The organism is Sporomusa sp. KB1 (genome assembly GCF_007830295.1).
Lineage (GTDB): Bacteria > Bacillota > Negativicutes > Sporomusales > Sporomusaceae > Sporomusa.
This window is the reverse complement of sequence record NZ_VLKC01000002.1, coordinates 1,834,311-1,847,987: the sequence shown is the minus strand read 5'-3', so window position 1 is coordinate 1,847,987 and position 13,677 is coordinate 1,834,311. Positions and strand designations below refer to the sequence as shown.

The window sequence follows — 13,677 nt, the reverse complement described above, 5'->3', positions numbered from 1 at the left end:
ACCTCCTTACAGAAAAGTTCTACTTCAGACCAAGTATAATTTTAAGCTGCTTTACCCGGTTGCGGCTGACCGGAACTTCTTGTTTATTAGCATCATTCATGCGCAGCAAATAGGAGCCGTGAAACCAGGGTATGATTTCGAGTATTTCATCTACGTTAATAATATATTGTCGATGGATACGCAGAAAATTGGCTTCTGTTAACAAATTATCAAATTCCTGTAAAGTAAGCATAGCAGAAAATTCTTTAGCGCGGGTACGTACATAAACATCTTTATCCTTGACATAAATAAAAACAATATCGCTTTTGCTCATGGGTAAAATTTTACTGCCAGATAATACGCAGACTTTGGTAATTTGCGACATCTGCTCGGTTGCGACCCTGGAGGACAAATGTCGTACTTTGGTTAAAGTCTGAGCCAGTTTTTCAGCTGTAACCGGCTTAGTAATATAACCAACAGCCGGTGTGGCAAAGGCGGCGACGGCATGTTCCGGATAGGCTGTGATAAAAACAATATAGGGTGGTCTATTCATACTGCTTAGCTTTTGGGCCATTTCGAGGCCTGACATACCAGGCATGCTGACATCCAAGAAGACTAACGCTGGCTTCTTTTCTAGAATATAAATAAGTGCATCAATACAATTGGTAAACTTGCCGCATATTTCAATATCTTGATGCTGACCCAGGAGGTATTCAATTTCATCACAAATAGGCTGCTCATCATCAACAATAACTGTTTTTGTTCTCATATTACACCACTTTCTTTCTGAATGCATACACTTTGCCGGAAAGGAATGCGTAGTCGAACTTCTGTGCCAAACGGTGGCTTAGAGGTTATTGTCAGGCCGTATTTGGTTCCATAGAGACTAGTTAAGCGTTGGTGGACATTGGTTAAACCGACTCCGTCAGAATCACCAGCCTGGATTTTGGCTAGCTTTTCAGGGGGAATTCCTACACCATTGTCGGTAATAGTAATAATCAGGGTAGTTTCTTCAATATAGGCTTCAATGGACAGGAGGCAGCTCCCGAGTTTAGGAAACAGACCATGATTTAAGGCATTTTCTACTAAGGGCTGTAAAGATAGAGCTGGAATTAGGGCAGTGGATGTTTCGTCATCAATATTAACGGCTATGTCGAGTCTGTCGCCAAATCGGGACATAGCAATTTCCAGGTAGGCCATAATAGCCGCCAGCTCATTTTGTAATGTTACCAGCTCGTCTTGATTGGAATAGCCTCGCTGCATCAAGGTTGCAAGGCTTCCCAGCAGGCTGCGGGCTTTGTCTGGATCAGTACGACAAAAGGACATTATTATATTAATTGTGTTAAAGAGAAAATGTGGGTTGATCTGGGCGCGAAGGGCTTTTAGCTCGGCCTTTTCCCGCATTTTTCGTTGCTTATCAACTTCGGCCAGTTGAATCTGAACAGACAGTAAATTGGCAATTCCATCAGCAATGTGGATGTCCAGTTCTGACACCGTATTTTCGTGAACCCGGGCTATTTCAATGGTTCCAATTACCCTGTCGTTGGAGAACAGCGGCACCACAACGCTAGACTTTAGCGGGCAATATGGAACGGGACAGCCCCGGTCGGATGGAGTGTTAACAACTTTCATGGTTTTGCTGGTGATAGTTTCTTTTACGACAGCAGAGAGAATTGGCTCACTTGGTTTGTGGTGATCGGCACCCTGGCCGATAAAGGCTAGTCGTTTATACCTGCCAGTGATGGAAACAGCATCTACTTGTGCTAATTCATAGATAATACTTGCTGTTATTGTAGCTGAATGTTTGTTAAAGCCCAGTCTGAGAAACGGAAGCGTACGACTGGCAATATCCAGGGACAATTGTGCAGCACGGGCGCCATAAATATCCTGTTCTGCTTCAACCCAATTAATAATATATAAAAATAGCCATACACCGATAATGCTAACACCCATAGTAAGAACGGCTGATGCAAAGTTTAAAAATAGCGTAGCTGTGGAATCGGGGAACAATGTAATCAGACTTATTTGACAAAGCTCAATAATCAGGGCCACACTGGCGCCAGTCAGCGGCGTAATCTGGTGAAAGGTGAATCGGAGGCGTAACATTCCGGAAAGAAATCCGGCTACAATGATAAAAAGCGGCAGTATAATGGACGAGTATTCTATCATTACCAAGTAGCTGGCACAAATAAAACCAACTCCAAACCCTGATACAGGCCCGCCGGAAATGCCTGCTAAGATCACACCAATTAAGCGGGTAGTTACGCGCGACTCATCCCAGGGCAAGGTGCTGTAGTTGCCTGTTATCGATAGAAAGGCAAATAACACAATTAAGGAGAATTGGCTTGCCCGGTGGAACGGATAACGCGCGCAACGCATAATAAAGCGGCTGCGGGCTGTAAGATAGGCTGTCATAGCGATAAAAGATAAAGCACTTATTATCTCTAACAGAGTAAAAACCGTCATATATTGCCTCCGTGTTAATCTAAAAAAGTATTCGGCAAAAGGGTGATTTCCCCTTTTTTTCCAATGGGGCATTTGCAAAATATTATCTAAATTTAGTTTTGTTGTTATACTTTTCATCTGGAATAAAAAAACTTTGCGATCTGCAAGGTTTTTTGCATTAAAATCATATCAGACACAAAACATATAAGTAGAAATTTAAGGAGGGTGAGCTATGTTTGATGATCGTACTCATGCTGGTCAGCTTTTAGCAGAAAAATTAGCTACGCTAGCCCTGAAAAGCCCTTATATACTAGCGGTTCCTCGCGGCGGCCTTGCGGTGGCTGCTCCCATTGCCGCTAAACTACAAGCCAATATGGCGGTTCTTATTGCAAAAAAAATCGGGCATCCGCTTAACCCGGAAATAGCTATTGGTGCAATTATGCCTGATGGCAGTCTGATTCATGACAATCAATATGTCAGCGGTCTTGGAGTAAAGCAGGATAGCTTTGACCAATTAACGGCAAAAGCCCGTGAAATATTTGACCAGCGGGTTAAGGCCTATGAATCCTTGATTATTAAAAATCATGAAGTCAGAGGGCGGGATATTATAATTGTTGATGATGGCATTGCTACAGGCTATACTATGCGCGCTGCAGTTAAGTGGTTGCAAAAGTGGAACCCGGCCAGTATACTAGTCGCTGTGCCGGTAGCACCTAATGATGTTACTGGTAAACTGCGGGAAGCGCAAGTCGAGGTGGTATGCATTGATGAGCGGGATGTCTTTAAGGCAGTCGGAAGTTACTTTAAAGATTTCGAAGAAATGACAGACGCCGAAGCTTTAGAGTACCACCGGTTTGCGCCAAATGCGATTGTTCGACTGTAAGAGCAAGCGACTATGTCAAGCCTTTTTATAGAGGAAAAAGGGTCATCCCCAAAGCATCCCAAAAGGCAAGGTCAGTATCCTCACTGACCTTGCCTTATTGTGCTCCTTTAAGACGAGCGCAGTTGTCTTGAAATCGCAGATGCAAATGGGGTAAAGCATCCTAAAGTTAAATCGGCTTTTCCAGAGTCAGAATACAAGAGCATTCTTGGAGGAGAATTACAAATAAAAATTGATGAATAATCAGAAAAAAAACAAAAAAGAAGGGATAGTAATGGCTGATACTTTGTACAAATGTCCAAAATGTGGCTTGATCCAAGAGACAAAGGATGGAAAGAGACCTGAAGTTTGTAAGCAATGCGGCAATAAAGATATTACTACAATTTCTCAGCAAACAGGACAATTAAGATGTGTTGGTAAATAGAAACAGACTTATCACAAAAGGGGTACAAGAATGGCAGAAGGTGTCTCTGTTGTAGATAACGAGAAGGGAAATTTGGATTAGATGCCATGCCTAAAACACGGGAGGAAATTATCGGTGCTCAAATTCCAAATGTAATACGCCTAAAGAGGTGGGAGTCTTTCCTAAATAGTATATTCGGGGTAGGTAATGTTCAATTGCCCTGGGACATGGGTAGTTAATTACTGCCAGCCCTTGATTCACCTATAGTTCTATGATATAATACAAAGCGTTGGGATACCTACAGCTGGCCAAACTAGCTCAAATTACCACAAAAGATAAGTGGGTATTCTGAAGATAATTGTAATTCCAATAATGATGCGGGCGTAGCTCAGTGGTAGAGTACCGGCTTCCCAAGCCGTGGGTCGCGAGTTCGAATCTCGTTGCCCGCTCCAGTAAAATCAAACCTTCCAGGCATTTGCTTGGAGGTTTTTTTCGTTTGTTGGCAATCTGTGATGCAATAACGTATTACAGTGGTCGAGGGATGGGCTGTTTTATTATTTTATGGGCAGTAATTTTGAATGTAAATATTACCTTATCGTTTCTAAAGAAAATCAAAAGTGCAAGCAATATATTAGACAGGTACAAGAAATGCATATGCATATTCTTGTGATATTTTAAAGAGGAGGCGACTGAATGAAAAAAGTAATCCGTAATATGTTTTTGGGATTATTTGGTACCACCTTAGGGTTGTATATGATGGTAACACCTGCATCAGTTTACGCAAAACAGCAACAAGTCTCTAATAACATCGAAAAATCGACTACTTCATTCATGCAAAACGCTCCGAACCGCACAGTTAACAAAGTCGTGCAAGATCCGGTGGAAACAGTTAAGGCTTCGGCTAAGAAGCTGGGCTTCAATGTCAAAACCGATTCCTTTGCTCTAACCAGCAAGTCGGCAACCCAGGCAGTTGTCTCGGTGCGTCATGGAAAAACGATTTACAATGTTACTCTTAAATTAAAAAATGATAATTCTCAATGGATCATCACGTCTGTTAATACAGCCAATTCCTCAAACAGTAATAATGGCACTGCCAATAGCGGCAGCACTTCCGGAAATACCGGTAGTGCAACTACGGGAACGATCAGTAATACAAACTCTACCAACGTAAATGCTGCTGAGGAAAAAGCAGTTGAATTGCTGAACGCCGACCGCCGGGCGAATGGTTTAGCGGACTTACAGGTGAGTTCCTCGTTGACTGCCGTCGCACGAAGTCATGCGCAAAATATGGTAGCCCGAAACTTTTTTTCGCATACTAATCCGGACGGAGAAACTCTTTCCGACCGTTTAAAACAGGCCGGTATTTCTTTTAGTGCTGCTGGCGAGAACATTGCCGAAAACACAAGCGTTCAGGCAGCGGAAACTTCTTTAATGAATAGCTCAGGACATCGCGCCAATATATTAAATTCAACTTATACCACTGTAGGCATTGGTGTTGCTTTCGACAGTGCAGGTACTGTGTATGTGGTTCAAGATTTTATCAAGTAAACCTAATTTGATTTGCCGCATCCTTCGGGGTGCGGTTTTTTCCTATCCGGCAGTAGCAAACCATTAATCATGCACTGGCCAGACGGCCGCAAATTCGAGATCGATAAAGTGCTGGACGTTCGTATGGTTCTGTCGCTGATCGGCGGCGGTCATGGCATGAGGTATAAGTGCCGGATACGGAATAAGGAAGTTAATTTGTTCCATAATGATCTTGATGGTAAGTGGTATATTGAGGAATAAAAAAACCTCGGCGCTGGCCGGGGGCATATTCGTGTGAAAGTCAATGTCTCAATACTGACAATATTCGACAGGCATTAGCGATATAATGGTACATGTATTAAAAAATTAGGAGGTTTTACCATGAAGAAACTCATACTTACTCTTGTTATGTGCTTTGCCGTATCCAGTATTGCTATGGCAGCACCAATGACAGATTTACAAAAAGGAGAATCGGCGGCGGGCTATTTGTACTGGAATCCTAAAGTTGATATTGACTCTTATGATATCGGAAATTCAAACGCGAATGGATTTTACGCTGAAACTGCCTTAACTGACAAGGTGATTGTTGGTATTGAAACCATGAAGGGAGACAGGACTAAAAATATTTCCGGCACAAAAGTTAGTATTGATACCAGATTTACTGATTTTACTGTACAGTACAAGATTGATAATAACGTTCGTTTAATTGCTGGAAACCGCAACTATGACACAAGCGCATCTGTGGCAGGCTATGGATCTGCAAGTGAATCAACAAACAAATTTATCTATGGCATAGGGGCTTCTACTCCGCTAGGAGATAAAACTACCGCATATGCTACCTATTTACATGACAGTTATGCAGATGATTGGCAGATTGGTGTTAACCAAACGCTAAGCAAAAACGTATTGTTAAATGTTAACTACCGCTATCACGACGAGGATTATGTAACACTAAAAGGTATTGGTGCTGGACTAATCTATAAATTTTAGAATCAAAAAGCCGTTCTTAATTGAGCGGCTTTTTTGTGTTTACAGGTTATTCCTGCAAGGGGTGTGATAAAATTGATGGGGTTGGGTGGGTATCTTGGTGTGCAATCGGTGTGCAGAGGGTCACTTTAAATCAGTACAATGTGTTCGCCTATAAAAAGGTTATTCGTGGTGTTAATGTGTATCCGGATTGGAGCGAGGCTGTCCAGGGTAAATTCAAACTGGATGAGGTTACTGCCGATGTTAGCTGGAGGATTACTAAGGATGGTAAGTATTTAGGTGTTGTTGCTGGTTATGACTTTAAGTATGACCATGGAAAAGCAGGAATAAGATATTCATTTTAATTATTGCCGCCTACCAGGGTTTCGTCCAGGTGGGCGTTTTTTTTATTTCTATCCAATAAATTCTAAACAAATTCTAAAATATGGAGCTTATTATTAAATTATGGATTCGGAATCAAAACAAAAAGACAAAAGGAAGTGTTCCTATGAAAATTGTAGCCAAAAAGGTAATCATATACTCAATGCTCGGCCTAATGCAAGTTGGTATGTTCTCATCGGTAGCTGCCGCAGCATCGGGACCTTTACACAACAGTATTTCACAACAAATAGTACAGCTTGACCGTCATGATGGCCATGACAACCGTGACAATGATCGGCGGCGGCAGCATGACGAGCGGATGCGGCAAGAAAATGAGCGGCATGAAAGAGAAATGAAGCGGCACCCGAATGAAGGTCGTCGGGCATGGCGTGAGCGGCAAGAGCGTGAAAGGGACCGGCATGACCGTGAATTACGTGAAATTGGCGCTCTTCTGCTGGGGATCGTGATTGGTAGCGCGTCAAATGATTAAGAAGCATAAAGTAAATTATGTTTAAGTCTTAAGCAGAGGATGCTATTCATATGCACGGTTATTTCCCTTACGGGATGGCGGTTTTTTTAATGTACTTCATGTAGTTGTAGTAGGTGGCGGATTATACTGTACAGCATCTCTAAGTCACTAAAACGTATAGCTGAGAAAATCGAAAAAATTGACCAAGTTTAAACCGCCTGGTTAACCGCTCTATCCTTAGGGATGGGGCGGTTTTGTTAATTTGCCCAATCTCAGCCTGGCGGTTGGGGGTGGGCTTTTTTGGTTTTGCCGGGTTCGTCCAGATGGGCGGCTATTATCATCTTCCAGCCTTTTCTAAAGTAATTCTAAAGATTGGAATATATAATTCTAAACATGTTCATAGAAGGCCATGTTTACTATTGGACATAATTTTTTTCATATTCCTCTGCTATTGTAAAAGTACTCAGTAATTGGTATATTGCTGAGTACTTTTATGTTTTGCCTCATAATTTAGCCCACTCTCAGTCGCTTGGTTGGGGATGACTTTTTGTTTTGTGGCAGACGGCGAGTGGTTTACATATAATAGTTCCAGCTTCTGAACTCGCGCTTTTCCCAGAACTTGCATTTTATTCATAGATTGTGTAGTTCTCGGGAAACCGGGGATTTTTTATTTTACTCAGTCGCAAAGCCAGTCGATAGAACATAAATTATAGTATATCTTTATAAAGGAGTAAAGGAGGTTTATTTATGGGTCTTGGTTTTGGTGGCTGTGGAGGTCGTGGTAGTAGCAGTTTCATAATTATCATTATAATAATTTTACTGTTTTTTTGCTTCAATGATGACTGCAGCACGGTTTGCTAACATAGTTTGCTCGTGGTAAAACTTACAACTAATTTAAAGTGCGGTCCGCTTATATTTGTTGTGCTGTAGCCGTCTACCTTCGGGTGGGCGGCTTTTAATTTGCGGGATTATGGTTACATAATGTAGGAAGCGAAGGGACATTCTTTTTGCTTCCTATTGCAAATGATAAAAGGAAGCAAAGTAGGAGAAACATGGTAGGATATGCAAGAAAAAAGAGTGCCAGCGGACTCTATCATATCATGATGCGAGGGATAAATCGCCAGGATATATTTTTTGACGATGAAGACTACTGCCGTTTTTTAGAAATAATGAATTGGGTTAAAGAAAGTAGATGGTGTGTCATTTATGGATATTGTTTGATGGGAATTATGTTCATCTCCTATTGCAAGAAGATGATGAGGGCTATCTATTATCTGAAGCGTATCGGTATGAGCTATGCATGGTGGTGCAATCAAAAATATGATCGAGTTGGGCAGTTTTTCAGAATCGTTTCTTTACCTTCTTATCAACACCCAGAAAAGGGATGGACCTAAGATACATCGGTGTTGATGTGCAAATCATCAATGTCGGGAAAAAAGACAGTGAAACCAAAGTTTGTGTCCCTATTTCTCGCGACTAGTATCAAGTTGCTGAGTAAGGATGGAAACGATGGCTTCAAAGGAAAAAAAGAAAATGTCAGGTAATGACATGGAACAGAATCATACAGCAAATCTAGTTTAGTAATCATAAACGAACAGGAACAAATTTAAAACATTATATATATTGATTTATATTATGTTTAATAGTATTATGTTTTTTAAGAAAGAAAATCCTTGAGTGCAGTAAACTACTAAGTGTTCTGGCAACTACCGGGCGGGGATTTTTGTTGGAGGGAATTAGGGAAAAGCTATGTTTCGCGTAGATAGTGATTCGATGTTCCCGATGGAAGCATGAAGCATTGTTGAGCTATTCCCTTGATTCATATTCTTCTTGACGTAAGTATATATATTGATAACATGGTGTTAATCCTGCTGGGAATGGTGTGCCAGTCAGGTAATTGAGTTTTTGGGGGGGAGAGATATGAAACTTATTACGGTATCAGGGGCGCCTTCTTCTGGTAAAACTTCAGTAATTCTCAGACTGATTGATTGTCTTAGAGAAAGTAACCAAGAGGTCGGTGTTATAAAATTTGACTGCCTGACTTCTTTTGATCAACTTCGTTATAAAGAATATGGCGTAAAAGTTCAAGTGGGATTTTCCGGAAAATTCTGTCCGGATCATTTTTTTGTCAGCAATATTGAAGATGCTGTTGAGTGGGGGTATGGTGCCGGCCTGGATATACTGATTAGCGAAAGTGCCGGTCTATGCAATCGCTGTTCTCCACATATTCAGGGAGTTCTTGCTATTTGTGTTATTGATAATCTTTCTGGAATTAATACTCCCCGTAAAATTGGCCCCATGCTGAAACTGGCGGATATTGTTTTGATTACCAAGGGGGATATCGTCTCGCAGGCTGAACGGGAAGTGTTTATGTTCAATGTCCGGCAAGTCAACCCCAGCGCCAGTATTCTGTTTGTAAACGGAATTACCGGTCAAGGGGCGTTCATGCTGAGCAAACATGTTAAAAATGCTGCAGATATCACTACGGTGAGAAATCGCCGTTTGCGTTTCTCAATGCCTGCTTCAGTATGCGCCTACTGTACAGGAGAAACGCGGATTGGTGAAACTTACCAAATGGGAATGCTGAAAAAGATGGAATTCAGGTGAGAATATGGCGCAAAATGTAAAAATCAGAGAGATCATCAAAGATAAGACGATTGCCGAAATCATCAAGAACTATCCGGTTGTGCAGGATTTTTTTATAAATTATAATTTGCAGGATCTGCAGAAAAATCTCACGGTATCCCAGGCGCTAGAAAAAATATTGACAGAGCAACTGGAGGAGTTCGGACTTGATGTATTCAGCCTAACTGAAGAATTAGTAAAATTCATGGCAACGCTGGTAAATCACCGGGAAGAGCGGGAGAAAGTACAAAATATTACAATCATAGGCGGCAGAAATAAACAAGGGGAAGCGGAGAACGTGACGCTTACGATGGCGGTCGGTGAGGTTATTAGTATTGTAGGTCCTACGGGTTCAGGGAAAAGCCGTCTATTGGGTGACATTGAGTGTTTAGCTCAATGCGATACACCGACCAGACGCCAAATATTGATTAATGATCACCCGCTGAGCGATGAAGAACGATTTGATATGGGCAATAAAATGGTGGCGCAGTTATCGCAAAATATGAATTTCGTTATGGATCTGAATGTCGCAGAATTTCTGGCAATGCATGCGAAAAGTCGCCTTTGCGGGAATGCCGAACAGGTGATACAACAATGTTTTGTCTGTGCCAATGAACTGGCTGGTGAAAAATTCACCATGGATACAAAAGTGACACAGCTCTCGGGCGGGCAATCCCGTGCATTGATGATTGCCGATGCGGCCCATATGAGTTCTTCGCCCATTGTCCTGATTGATGAAATTGAAAACGCTGGCATTGACAGAAAACAGGCAATTAGCTTGCTGACGGAAAATGAAAAAATTGTATTGATTTCTACTCATGATCCACTGCTTGCTTTGAGTGCTGATAAGCGTATTGTAATAAAGAACGGTGGCATCCATAAAATCATGGAAACCTCGGACGAAGAAATAGAAAGTCTGAAGGATATTGAAAAACTGGATACTATCATGCTGGGAATTCGACAGCAGCTGAGGCATGGTGAAAGAGTTTATCCTCTGAAGTTTGTCTTATAGCGGTTGGGTGCCGGATATAAGGAATCAAAATTTCTTAATATGGGATAAGGAGAAGGATTGAAAAAATGTGGAAATTATATGATGCCTTAATTGAAGGAATACCGGAGGAGTGCCTTGTTGATGAGTTTATTTGCGGCACGTATGCTGTGCTCATACGAAGCGGCAATGGATGTGGCTTTAGCCAAATTGTGCCGGGAGATAGCCTGCCTGAAACGATGAAGAAATCACTCAATATGCCGCTGAAAAGACTGGCAGAATGCATTAAGTCCTGGAATTTTGTTGAAGCCTCTGTTGGTATGGCGGCGATAAACGCCTGGTATAATTCGCCGGCAACGGCGAGCGGCAACGGAATTGCCCTTTCTAAAAGTCTGCATAGTGAGGACCGCCTTAGTGATCCCTTTATTGCCTATCAAAATGTGATAAAAAATAAAAAAGTTGCCGTTTTCGGCCATTTTCCTTATGTTGAGCAACTGCTCCAACCGGTATGCGAGCTTGCAATTATTGAACGTGACCCGATGGAAGGCGATTATCCTGAAGCGGCTGCTGAATATATCTTGCCGGAAAGTAATTTTGTTATTCTCAGTTGTACCAGCCTGGTTTATAAAACATTACCACGCATGTTGGAACTAGCCAAAAATGCTTATGTCATAATTGTTGGACCTTTTACTCCTTTAGCACCAGAGTTGTTTTCTTTCGGTGTTAATGACTTATCAAGCTTTGTGGTTAAGGACAATGCTGGTGCGGCGCGTATTATATCAGGATTAGAACGAAGGAAAATATACAAAACAGGACAAAAAGTAACTATGAAACCGAAGTGAACTCGTTTCAGCATAGCTGAAACATTGGGGATTCAGGTGGAGAGTCTACTCCATCTGAATTAACGCCGCCTGTAGAGGCGGGAGTCTTGACTCGCGTACTAAGATAAAGTGGTATTTATAAGTGCATTGCTGTTAGTTGTTGTAAATTTGTTAAAAAATATGGGGCTTGGCGATTAGCCAAGCCCCATATTTATGCAAATTTGCCGTGGCTTATGATATATCAAGAATAGCCTGCCTGGGAATTTTATGCACGGTTATTTATGAGCCGCTCCTGAAGCAGCTTAATGAAAGCTTTCATAGGGTGATTGACCCATCTGTCTTTATGATGAACTAAAAAGGCAGTGACGTTAATGTCAGGTCCTTTCCAGGGCAATAAAACCAGTTCGCCTGCGTCAAGCTCTTTTTCTACTGAAATAAGTGGCAATAAAGTTAGGCCAAAGTTTTGCATAATAAGTTGTTTGATTGCTTGAATTTGTCCTACCTCCAGAACTGTTTTTAGGTGCACACTTTCTTTTTGTAGTGTTTTTTCTAAAAGAATTCGATAATTGCTATCAGATTCAACCAATACCAGGGTTTGATCATTTAACATTTTGGGATGCAGCTCAGGAAGTTTAGTAAGCTCATGATTAGGAAAAGTTACAAAGACAATTGGTTCCGGCCAAAGAGGCGTATTTGTCAAGTCAGGATCGGTTATTGAAGGCTCAAGAAATAAGGCAAGGTCCATTACTTTTTTTCGCAATAAAATACGAAAATCATTACTAGTGCCATATTTTATCTTTAATTCGACATCTGGATAAAGAAAACTATATTCTTTTAGCAAAGAAGTCATTCTAAATACACATAACGATTCAGGTATGCCGATAATTAGCGGTCCACATGGGATATTGGATTTATTCAAAGCATTTTTTGCATCCGCTTCAAGTTTAATGATTTTTTCTGCGTAGTCATATAGATGTTGACCATCATCGGTAAGTGTAATTTGTTGGCCAAATCGTTCAAATAAAAGCGTGTTTAATTCTTTTTCAAGTAACTGAATATGAGTGGTTACTGTTGATTGCGTATAGCCTGAAAATTGGGCGGCGTGAGAGAAGTTTCCTAATTTTACGATATTAATAAAGGTTTTCAACTGACGAATTTCCATTGCAATCACGACCTTCAATAAAATTGAATAGGCGTATTTAATCTTTCAATTGTACAACTATTTTTATTAATGATATTATAAATGTCGAAAGATGTCTAGCGTAATTCAAATACCGGAAAGCTGCACTTAAATTAATTCAATGGCATTGATTGCGGTTAAAATTCTGAATGTTATCAAAGTTCCGATAGTGGAAATTTAGAAATTCTCTTACCAAAGGGGTATAACTAATGGACGATTATGTTAAGAATGCAAAAATATTGGTTGCAGGTGAACAAGGAATGGTTATTGATTTTGGCGGTGAGATCACGGTTGAAATTAACAGACTTGTTCAGCAATTAGTAGAGATTCTTAACAGTCGGGAAATAGAGGGAATCGTAGAAGTTGTACCAACATATCGGTCAGTTATCGTTTACTTTGATCCATTACAGATTACTCGTGATGAGTTGATTTCCGGTATTAGACAATTTTTAACCCAACTAGGCAATGGAGAAATACAAGAGATTACACGCAGGGTGATTCATGTTCCCGTATGTTACGGAGGCGTCTTTGGCCCGGATATTGATTATGTAGTTCGCCGGACCAAATTATCGCTTGAAGAAGTCATTAACATTCATACCTCAAGAACGTACTTGGTATACATGTTGGGATTTACTCCAGGATTTCCTTATTTAGGGGGGCTGGATGACAAACTGGTGGTTCCGCGGTTAAAAAGAGTAAGAAGTAAAATTCCAACTGGTTCAGTGGGAATAGCTGGCAGACAAACCGGGTTTTATACGGTTGAAAGTTCTGGTGAATGGCGGTTGATCGGGCGCACACCGGTAAGGGCATTCTATCCGGAAAACCCTAATCCATTTTTGTTTGCCGCAGGCGATTACTTGCAATTCAATTCAATATCTGTAGACGAATTTTTCGAAATATTCAGCAAGGTGGAAGCAGGTTCCTATAGTCCTGAGATCACGACATTCTGAGAATAAAGAACTAGTAGGAGTAGTATTGTGATCGCAGGCTTTTGTTTTTGCAGACGCGTAATA

15 protein-coding genes and 1 tRNA gene are annotated in these 13,677 nt (G+C 41.1%); 13 read left to right on the top strand and 3 right to left on the bottom strand.

Annotated features, from left to right (window positions below):
* Positions 1 to 19: 19 nt before the first annotated feature.
* Entirely contained in the window at positions 20 to 748 is a 729-nt protein-coding gene (locus tag SALPA_RS12285; protein ID WP_145094255.1) for a LytTR family DNA-binding domain-containing protein, read from the bottom strand.
* Positions 745 to 2,445, bottom strand: a complete 1,701-nt coding sequence (locus SALPA_RS12280) for a histidine kinase (protein WP_186451053.1) — start codon at positions 2,443 to 2,445, stop codon at positions 745 to 747. The genes SALPA_RS12285 and SALPA_RS12280 overlap by 4 nt, the downstream gene beginning before the upstream one ends.
* 211 nt (positions 2,446 to 2,656) lie before the next feature.
* On the opposite strand from SALPA_RS12280, the gene SALPA_RS12275 reads away from it, so the two are divergent.
* The 12 genes from SALPA_RS12275 (at position 2,657) to SALPA_RS12220 (ending at position 11,505) form a co-directional block, all read left to right on the top strand.
* Positions 2,657 to 3,307 carry a phosphoribosyltransferase gene (locus tag SALPA_RS12275; RefSeq protein WP_145094249.1) on the top strand — a complete coding sequence of 217 codons (651 nt, stop codon included), beginning with the start codon at positions 2,657 to 2,659 and terminating at the stop codon, positions 3,305 to 3,307.
* A 229-nt stretch (positions 3,308 to 3,536) separates the two neighbouring features.
* On the top strand, positions 3,537 to 3,728 hold the full coding sequence (locus SALPA_RS12270; RefSeq protein ID WP_145094246.1) for a hypothetical protein: 192 nt from the start codon (positions 3,537 to 3,539) through the stop codon (positions 3,726 to 3,728).
* A gap of 356 nt (positions 3,729 to 4,084) precedes the next feature.
* A tRNA-Gly gene (locus tag SALPA_RS12265) sits at positions 4,085 to 4,159 on the top strand.
* Positions 4,160 to 4,400: 241 nt separating this feature from the next.
* The gene (locus SALPA_RS12260; RefSeq protein ID WP_145094243.1) at positions 4,401 to 5,255 is read left to right on the top strand and encodes a CAP domain-containing protein; all 855 of its coding nucleotides are present in this window, start codon (positions 4,401 to 4,403) and stop codon (positions 5,253 to 5,255) included.
* Positions 5,256 to 5,324: 69 nt separating this feature from the next.
* Complete coding sequence (locus tag SALPA_RS12255; RefSeq protein ID WP_255451178.1) at positions 5,325 to 5,495, top strand: hypothetical protein; 171 nt, start codon at positions 5,325 to 5,327, stop codon at positions 5,493 to 5,495.
* Positions 5,496 to 5,615: 120 nt separating this feature from the next.
* Complete coding sequence (locus SALPA_RS12250) at positions 5,616 to 6,224, top strand: porin family protein (RefSeq protein WP_145094237.1); 609 nt, start codon at positions 5,616 to 5,618, stop codon at positions 6,222 to 6,224.
* A 35-nt stretch (positions 6,225 to 6,259) separates the two neighbouring features.
* Positions 6,260 to 6,565, top strand: coding sequence for a hypothetical protein (locus tag SALPA_RS12245; protein ID WP_145094234.1), 306 nt, complete (start codon positions 6,260 to 6,262; stop codon positions 6,563 to 6,565).
* Between the two features lie 203 nt (positions 6,566 to 6,768).
* Entirely contained in the window at positions 6,769 to 7,071 is a 303-nt protein-coding gene (locus SALPA_RS12240) for a hypothetical protein (protein WP_370516703.1), read from the top strand.
* A gap of 1,031 nt (positions 7,072 to 8,102) precedes the next feature.
* Positions 8,103 to 8,444, top strand: a complete 342-nt coding sequence (locus SALPA_RS12235; RefSeq protein WP_145094227.1) for a hypothetical protein — start codon at positions 8,103 to 8,105, stop codon at positions 8,442 to 8,444.
* A 526-nt stretch (positions 8,445 to 8,970) separates the two neighbouring features.
* On the top strand, positions 8,971 to 9,657 hold the full coding sequence (locus SALPA_RS12230; protein WP_145094224.1) for a GTP-binding protein: 687 nt from the start codon (positions 8,971 to 8,973) through the stop codon (positions 9,655 to 9,657).
* Positions 9,658 to 9,661: 4 nt separating this feature from the next.
* Positions 9,662 to 10,687, top strand: coding sequence for an ATP-binding cassette domain-containing protein (locus SALPA_RS12225; protein WP_145094220.1), 1,026 nt, complete (start codon positions 9,662 to 9,664; stop codon positions 10,685 to 10,687).
* 65 nt (positions 10,688 to 10,752) lie between these two features.
* A complete protein-coding gene (locus SALPA_RS12220) occupies positions 10,753 to 11,505 on the top strand; it encodes a DUF364 domain-containing protein (RefSeq protein WP_145094217.1) in 753 nt (250 codons plus the stop codon).
* A 244-nt stretch (positions 11,506 to 11,749) separates the two neighbouring features.
* On the opposite strand, the gene SALPA_RS12215 is transcribed toward SALPA_RS12220, so the two are convergent.
* Positions 11,750 to 12,646 carry a LysR family transcriptional regulator gene (locus SALPA_RS12215; protein ID WP_145094213.1) on the bottom strand — a complete coding sequence of 299 codons (897 nt, stop codon included), beginning with the start codon at positions 12,644 to 12,646 and terminating at the stop codon, positions 11,750 to 11,752.
* 227 nt (positions 12,647 to 12,873) lie between these two features.
* Here SALPA_RS12215 and pxpB point away from each other — a divergent pair, with 227 nt between their 5' ends.
* Positions 12,874 to 13,614, top strand: a complete 741-nt coding sequence (pxpB, locus tag SALPA_RS12205; RefSeq protein ID WP_145094210.1) for a 5-oxoprolinase subunit PxpB — start codon at positions 12,874 to 12,876, stop codon at positions 13,612 to 13,614.
* Positions 13,615 to 13,677: the final 63 nt, after the last annotated feature.

Bases quoted from the DNA above. Each gene is read 5' to 3' on its own strand.
- SALPA_RS12285 (WP_145094255.1), bottom strand. From the start codon at position 748: ATGAGAACAAAAACAGTTATTGTTGATGATGAGCAGCCTATTTGTGAT.
- SALPA_RS12280 (WP_186451053.1), bottom strand. From the start codon at position 2,445: ATGACGGTTTTTACTCTGTTAGAGATAATAAGTGCTTTATCTTTTATC.
- SALPA_RS12275 (WP_145094249.1), top strand. From the start codon at position 2,657: ATGTTTGATGATCGTACTCATGCTGGTCAGCTTTTAGCAGAAAAATTA.
- SALPA_RS12260 (WP_145094243.1), top strand. From the start codon at position 4,401: ATGAAAAAAGTAATCCGTAATATGTTTTTGGGATTATTTGGTACCACC.
- SALPA_RS12255 (WP_255451178.1), top strand. From the start codon at position 5,325: ATGCACTGGCCAGACGGCCGCAAATTCGAGATCGATAAAGTGCTGGAC.
- SALPA_RS12250 (WP_145094237.1), top strand. From the start codon at position 5,616: ATGAAGAAACTCATACTTACTCTTGTTATGTGCTTTGCCGTATCCAGT.
- SALPA_RS12240 (WP_370516703.1), top strand. From the start codon at position 6,769: ATGTTCTCATCGGTAGCTGCCGCAGCATCGGGACCTTTACACAACAGT.
- SALPA_RS12235 (WP_145094227.1), top strand. From the start codon at position 8,103: ATGGTAGGATATGCAAGAAAAAAGAGTGCCAGCGGACTCTATCATATC.
- SALPA_RS12230 (WP_145094224.1), top strand. From the start codon at position 8,971: ATGAAACTTATTACGGTATCAGGGGCGCCTTCTTCTGGTAAAACTTCA.
- SALPA_RS12225 (WP_145094220.1), top strand. From the start codon at position 9,662: ATGGCGCAAAATGTAAAAATCAGAGAGATCATCAAAGATAAGACGATT.
- SALPA_RS12220 (WP_145094217.1), top strand. From the start codon at position 10,753: ATGTGGAAATTATATGATGCCTTAATTGAAGGAATACCGGAGGAGTGC.
- SALPA_RS12215 (WP_145094213.1), bottom strand. From the start codon at position 12,646: ATGGAAATTCGTCAGTTGAAAACCTTTATTAATATCGTAAAATTAGGA.
- pxpB (WP_145094210.1), top strand. From the start codon at position 12,874: ATGGACGATTATGTTAAGAATGCAAAAATATTGGTTGCAGGTGAACAA.